The 6,592-nt window shown below is 34.6% G+C and carries 7 protein-coding genes; 6 read left to right on the top strand and 1 reads right to left on the bottom strand.

Annotation, left to right across the window (positions count from 1 at the left end; translation table 11 throughout):
- The 3 genes from BLS33_RS24415 to BLS33_RS24405 form a co-directional block, all read left to right on the top strand.
- Positions 1-295: hypothetical protein (locus tag BLS33_RS24415; RefSeq protein ID WP_218129651.1), on the top strand; the 295-nt coding region annotated here is incomplete at its 5' end.
- 53 nt (positions 296-348) lie between these two features.
- Positions 349-834, top strand: coding sequence for a hypothetical protein (locus BLS33_RS24410; protein WP_143017691.1), 486 nt, complete (start codon positions 349-351; stop codon positions 832-834).
- A 216-nt stretch (positions 835-1,050) separates the two neighbouring features.
- Complete coding sequence (locus tag BLS33_RS24405) at positions 1,051-1,548, top strand: hypothetical protein (protein ID WP_089895941.1); 498 nt, start codon at positions 1,051-1,053, stop codon at positions 1,546-1,548.
- A gap of 287 nt (positions 1,549-1,835) precedes the next feature.
- Here the strand turns inward: BLS33_RS24405 and BLS33_RS24400 are convergent, their stop codons facing one another.
- Entirely contained in the window at positions 1,836-2,909 is a 1,074-nt protein-coding gene (locus BLS33_RS24400; protein ID WP_089895939.1) for an IS110 family RNA-guided transposase, read from the bottom strand.
- A gap of 385 nt (positions 2,910-3,294) precedes the next feature.
- Between BLS33_RS24400 and BLS33_RS24395 the strand changes: the two genes are divergently transcribed.
- The 3 genes from BLS33_RS24395 (at position 3,295) to BLS33_RS24385 (ending at position 6,269) form a co-directional block, all read left to right on the top strand.
- A complete protein-coding gene (locus tag BLS33_RS24395; protein WP_089895937.1) occupies positions 3,295-4,185 on the top strand; it encodes a hypothetical protein in 891 nt (296 codons plus the stop codon).
- Between the two features lie 231 nt (positions 4,186-4,416).
- On the top strand, positions 4,417-5,340 hold the full coding sequence (locus tag BLS33_RS24390) for a hypothetical protein (protein ID WP_089895934.1): 924 nt from the start codon (positions 4,417-4,419) through the stop codon (positions 5,338-5,340).
- A 59-nt stretch (positions 5,341-5,399) separates the two neighbouring features.
- Positions 5,400-6,269 (top strand): alpha/beta hydrolase, encoded by an 870-nt coding sequence (locus tag BLS33_RS24385; RefSeq protein WP_089895932.1) that lies wholly within the window; start codon positions 5,400-5,402, stop codon positions 6,267-6,269.
- Positions 6,270-6,592: the final 323 nt, after the last annotated feature.

Raw genomic sequence — 6,592 nt, 5'->3', positions numbered from 1 at the left:
AACGCCCGCTTCGGTACATGAATTTTCAACAAGACCATTCCCAGAAAAAATACCCCACTTTGATTACGATTCCAAAATGAAAGTCTTAAAAGTCACCCAAAATGGAGCTATAAGATGGAAGGCCTATAATTGGGTTTACCTTTCCGCTTCGCTCCAAGGTAAACATATCGGGGCCTTAGACATTGGCAATGGTATTTGGAGGGTATTTTATAGAAACGTATTTTTAGGATACTTTGATGAACATGTGTTTAGAAAGAAAGAACAATCAGTAAGGTTAGAAACAAACTTAGTGTAAACCCTAATCTATAACTTTTGTAAACAATGTATATTAACGAACATTTTAAAAAAATGTCCTTGATTCTAAATTTTAAAAATATCGCCCTAGAATCTATTGGATTATTGTTCCTTGGATTTGGAGTAGAAAAGCTAAAAGTAGCTTCACAATCAGAAGAGTACTTAGCTCTTTTTTCTCTTAATATGGAAAAATTTAAATCCCTTACTTCTGAAACTATAGGCTCATTTACTATGCAGAGTTCTTTATGGCGATTTGGTGCTTTAGCAGTTGGATTAATTCTAATTGGACTTTTTAAATTATGGAAAAAGGATAAAAAAGGAATTTGGGATTCCCTGATTGCATTTCTTCTCGTTTTTTCATTAATTCACTTAGGTTTTTTTGGTGCTACATTTACAAACTCAATCATTAATTTTATTGGTGATATTTTTACTGAAAATTTTATGGTTCAGTTCATTATTAATGGACTTTTGTGGAGCGCAATAGGGATCGGAATTATCTTCTTTGCGCTAAAAAAACACTACACACAACAAAACCTATAATTAATGCGAAGGTTTGGTGTTAATTCAAAAAGCTTGTGTAATTTTATAAGGTCGTCAAATCTATTGGATTTGACATTTTAATAATAAAAAATAAAACGCAAACAAAAAGCTCTGCCTTAGCGCGAAGTCGGAAACTTTACAGTTTCCTTGCTCTCCGCACTAATCATAGCTTAGGCGTTAGCAAAAATATTATCAATAAATGACCATTTAGCTGTTATGCCGAAATATAGCTCAAAAACGAATTTGGTGTGGGAGGCATTTTTAGCCTGCTTGATTATAGCAACGATTGGATTTGGAATCTTTTCAGCAGTAGAGAACTTGATTTATCAAATACTTGCGATTTCTATTACCCTTATCCTAATTGGATTAATTATATATTATGCAAGAACAAAAGCATTTTCTATTCTGTTTGAGGACAAACATGTAGTCGTCAAATATCGTTTTATTAGTAAGGTAAAACATATTAATTATTCTGATATTACGGAATTGAAATACATAAATGCTAGTAAAAGTCCAACTACAAACGAAATAAAATTTAAGGAAGCAGAACAAAACTTGTCCTTAAAGTTTTTGTCAATCGAGTATGAAAGTTATATTGAATTCGTTAAATGGATTAAATCAAAAAACGATAAGGTTCAATTGACAGTTTTTCCATCTGACAATTACATGAATCATAGACTACAAGAAATATATGGATTTAAGTACCGTAAGTAATAAATGGATTTGTTAATATTCGCACTAAACTGAACGCAGATGGACTTTACTCGGACGGAAAATACTTTTGCTAACAATACCTAAACGTAATGCGGACTTTAGGGCTAAACCGAAAGGTCTGTGTATATTTATAGAGTCGCTAAATCTTATGGATTTAGCTCTGGAACAAAAAAAGAAAAAGCAAAACAATAAGCTTTAGCTTCGTGCGCACACGGAAACGAAAAGTTTCCTTGCCCCCGCACTACGCTTAGGTACTGTGTCAAAAAACAAGTCTTTTCTTTGATAATTTAGGAAACAGGTTGATTTATCAAGTTGTTATCCCGCGCAGCAAGAGCTTCATGCTTTTGCTGCTTTTTTGTTTCAAATTTAGCATCATAATTTTCTTCGTTCTTCCATAAGGTGTACATCAATATCAATAGTTTTCTCTGAACCGCCACAAGAGCCACCAACGGCTTTGCTTTGTTCGGCTTTAATCTATTATAGAATTGTTTCAATGTCGGGTTACAGCGCACACAGGTCATCGAGGGCATGTGAAGTACCGCCCTGATATGACTATTCCCTTTTTTACTGATTCTGGTCTTCCCCTTGAAATTGCCGGATTCCCTCAGTACCACATCATAACCGGCGTAGCTCACCAACTGCTTGGCGTTGACTATGGATTCGAATCCTAAAGTTTCCCCGATTACCGTAGCCGCCGATATGAAAGATACACCAGGGATACTTATCAAATAATCAAGTTTCCTTTTCAATACTTCATTTTTAGAGATCAGTATCCGCATCTCTTCTTCAACCGCTGCTATCTGTGTATTTAAAAGCTTCAATCTGATCTTGTGCCTTTTCAATGCTCTTGCATTACTATGAACTCCAGATGCGATAGCACCTTGGCGATTGGTCTCCATTGTCCTATCGTTCAACAATGAACTGCGCTCCCTGCTCAGTCCTTTTAATTCCTGTAACTCTTCGCTGGGCGGGTGCCAAAGGCGAATACTTCTTTCAAGCCCTAGCATACTCAACATTCTACTGTCCAGCGCATCCGTTTTAGAACGTTGGTCCAAACTCTGCGCGTAGCGCTTTACACGACCCGATTGCATTACACAGACCGAATACCCCCGTTCGTGTAGATAATGTGCAATACGCTGATGGTAAACGCCGGTAGCTTCCATCACCACCAAAAGTTCCACCTCTTGGTCAACCGATGCTTTTAACCATTTCAAGAGTTCTTTGTAGCCTTTTATATCATTGGGAACATCTGAATGGGACTTAAATTCCTTGACCAGCCTTTTACTTAGGAAACCTAATGACAATGATAGATTCAACTTAGAAACATCGATACCCAAACTTTGTTTTAACTGCTTTTCCATATCCTATTTTTTAAGGCTAGAATTCTCTTTAGCATCTTTGCTCGCATTTGATTCGATCTCTGCACATTTAGGATCTAGGTACTGTTCAGATTCCAAGAAAATTATAGAAGGGCGGAAAACCTATGAAACGATATCATCTGAATGTATCTAGCCGAGACCTCGCTGTCCCTCCTATTTAAGCCTGTTGTTAAGTATCCAAGCTAATGCTTTAAAGATTAGCTTGGGAAGAGTGTAATCCTAAGCGACGATATCTCAATTTAGTATCTGGCCCAACCACGAAATCACACTTCCCTTTAAACTAATGGATTATTCTAAATATCTTATCTTCAACTCAAGAAACAAACATACGAGGTACTGTGTTGGCGGTAATTAAAATCAACAGACATTGAAAAATAGAATTCTAAAAACCTCAGTATTAATATTTGTAATATTTATAAATGCTTGTAAAACTGAGAAACCTGAAACTAGTAAGAATGATTCTTCAACAGAAGAAAACTTATACTTTGGATACAAAACACCAGGACTAGTTCCCGAACTTTTTGTTCCTGAAGAGAGTACTTCTTCTGATTGGACGTTAGGAAATGCGAACTCTTTGAATATGGATGAGTTTTACTTTACTTATACAGGGAATAACCCGTTTGAGGACCCAGTAGTTGTGTATCGAAATGAAGGTAGTTCATACAGTGTAAATAAGTATAGCTTCAAACATAATCCTAGCGATAGTAATATCTTATATTCTAGATGGAATTACATAGAGCGTACAGATTCCGGTTGGTCAAAAATTAAAAGTCTAGGCCCCATGTTTGAAAGGGATGATTGGGGCATTATGGTGATGTCGGTATCCTCTAAAGGTACTTTTGTTTTTGATGACTATAAAAGTAATGACGTAATCCGTATGTCAAGGATTATAGACGGTAAGCGTGAAGAACCAAAATTACTCGGCAAGCATATTAACACAGGCAAATGGACATGTCACCCCTTTATAGCACCAGATGAATCCTTTTTAATATGGGGTAGTGAGCGAGAAGATGGATATGGTAAGTCTGATAATTATATCAGTTTTCGACAACAAGATGGTTCATGGGGACCTGCCATTAATATGGGAGATAAGATAAATTCAGAGCTGGAAGAAAATGGAGCATTTTTAACGTTAGATGGAAAGTATTTGCTTTTTTCAAGGCATGAAGAAAAAGTCAGGGAGGATGGTAGTACATATTGGGAATCTAAAAAATATTGGGTTGATGCCAAGATTATTGAGAATTTGAGGCCTAAGTAATAAAATAACTACCGCCAACATTGTACATAAAAAATAACGCAAGTTGTTGCTAACACTAAGGTTTGGGCATTTTTGGAAAGTCGCCAAATTTTTAAATTTGACGATTTCCAATAAAAAAAATAAATTGTAAAATTTAAAAATTCGGCTTGTGTTTTATCCGAAAAGTAACAGCTTTTTTTCAGCGCTACTTTTCATATACGAGACCGTTAGCTATCATTATAATTAAGAATTATGAGAACATATTTATTGATTTTAACAATTCTATTTTGCTCTTGTAAGCAAGTTGATTCTGATGACTGGATTGACAGGACAAAGCATGAAGGTTTAAATGATATTCACTATTCAGAATCATTTGAGACCTATTGTACAGAGAAGAATCCTGATAATATTAAGAACACCGTAGATAACCTCGAGCAGGCCAAGGAATATTTCGACAAGACCTTTAAAGAAGATTTAAATTTTGCAGTATTATTTGTGGACAATGCAAATTGGAACAAATATGCCTTTTCACCTCCTCCAGGGATGCCTCAAGCACATTTCCAAGGAAATATGGTCTTAGGTTTAGGCCGTTCCGTAATCGCAATGGGTGCCGAACAAGGACTCAAACAAGTCCCTGATTCCAAATTAGGTATATTAAAACAACATTTTGGTGAAGAATTAAACCTTGATTTGTTTTATAGAGATGCATTAGCTCTGCATGAACTGGGCCATTTATATCAGTTTTACAAAACTGGTAAAGGCACACAAAGACATTGGTTAAATGAAGTTTTCGGAAACTTATGTCAAGTAGCAGCTGCAAAAAATTTATCGACTCAAGATGTGTTTAATCGAATGGACGTTTTTCAATTATTTTTAATTAACTCAAACCAATGGGGAGAATTAAAATTCAAATCCTTAAATCAATTTGAAGAAGACTACTTTGAAGTGTTAAAGCAAGGGCGTAATTATGGCTGGTATCAAACTAAGTTCTATATTCAAGCCAAGGAACTATATTCAAAGTTCGGAGACGAATTTCTCAATGAATTTCGTGATTTTCTGATTGACATTAATCCCGACAAGGTTGGTATCATAGAAGATAAAGAACTGAAAGAACTAATGATAAACACATTCGGAAACGAAGTGGTAAAAATATTAGAATGGAATCACGATAGCTAACATTGTATATAGCGCATTGAAACGCGCCATATACTAAACGTTAGTTGGAATCTAAAATCATGCAAATAAAAAAAATTAAAACGAAAGAATTTGAATTTGATTGTAGAGTTTTAGGTAATGAAGAAAACGAGCTAATAATATTTCTTCATGGATTCCCTGAAACTTCATTTATGTGGATGAATTTGATGGAAAAACTATCTTCAATAGGATATTATTGTGTGGCACCAGATATGCGTGGTTACAGTGAGAATGCTTGTCCGAAAGGAGTAAAAAAATATACGATAAAAAAATTAAGTGATGATATTTTGAATATTGTTAATGCTGTTAATGTAAATAAATTTCATCTCATAGCTCATGATTGGGGAGCTGGAATAGGTTGGAATATTGTCTATCATAATCCCGAAAAAATAATTAGCTGGACAGCGCTATCTGTTCCTCACTCTAGAGGTTTTAGAAAAGCTGTTAAAATGGATAATGAACAAAGAAAAAAGAGTCGTTACATAGGATGGTTCTTATTTCCTATTATTCCGGAAATTATGTTACGGAAAAATGATTTTGAAAAATTCAGAAAATTATGGAAACACAGTTCACCTGAAGAACTGAATAATTATCTTACTGTTTTTCGAAGAAAGTATACATTAACAGCTGCATTAAATTATTATAGAGCGAATTTTAAAAAAGGTAAGAATCAACCTGTTGGAGATATTGTAACACCTACTCTATTTATTTGGGGTAAAAATGATTTAGCAATTGGCAAAGTTGCTGCCGAAAATAATCATAAGTATATGAAAGGCGATTATACTTTTCTAAAATTGGATGGAGGTCATTGGCTGATTCAATCAAATTATTTAGAAGTAGAAAAAGCTATTATAGACCACTTAACTAAATATAAAACTGCACCTAACAACGTATCCTATGAAAAGCCCTAGTCCAGTTCTCTAAAGTTAATTAATATTTTCTTTTTGCCTTAAACCACCTTTTTTATTTTAATATAACTTGCTCCGCATCCTATTTGTGATACACCTTTTTTATTAGGGTTCACCAGCATCTGTATGATTATAAATTATAATAAACTCGGCCACTTGCTATAAAGATGTGATTCCAATTTCTTGGATCACCCACGTTGTTTTGTGGTACGAGTTTCACTACTATTTTGTGAGCTTTGTTATGGTTTATTTTTTATCTTTTATTCTAGTACTCCTATGCAATAAGGGGTCTCTGTTTTAATAACAGCTAAAGTTCTACTAAGTAG

Origin of the sequence: Kriegella aquimaris, assembly GCF_900103215.1 — a bacterium.
GTDB classification, from domain to species: domain Bacteria; phylum Bacteroidota; class Bacteroidia; order Flavobacteriales; family Flavobacteriaceae; genus Kriegella; species Kriegella aquimaris.
The sequence above is the reverse complement of the archived record's forward strand: the minus strand, read 5'-3'. Positions and strand labels throughout refer to the sequence as shown.

Bases quoted from the DNA above. Each gene is read 5' to 3' on its own strand.
- BLS33_RS24410 (WP_143017691.1), top strand. From the start codon at position 349: ATGTCCTTGATTCTAAATTTTAAAAATATCGCCCTAGAATCTATTGGA.
- BLS33_RS24405 (WP_089895941.1), top strand. From the start codon at position 1,051: ATGCCGAAATATAGCTCAAAAACGAATTTGGTGTGGGAGGCATTTTTA.
- BLS33_RS24400 (WP_089895939.1), bottom strand. From the start codon at position 2,909: ATGGAAAAGCAGTTAAAACAAAGTTTGGGTATCGATGTTTCTAAGTTG.
- BLS33_RS24390 (WP_089895934.1), top strand. From the start codon at position 4,417: ATGAGAACATATTTATTGATTTTAACAATTCTATTTTGCTCTTGTAAG.
- BLS33_RS24385 (WP_089895932.1), top strand. From the start codon at position 5,400: ATGCAAATAAAAAAAATTAAAACGAAAGAATTTGAATTTGATTGTAGA.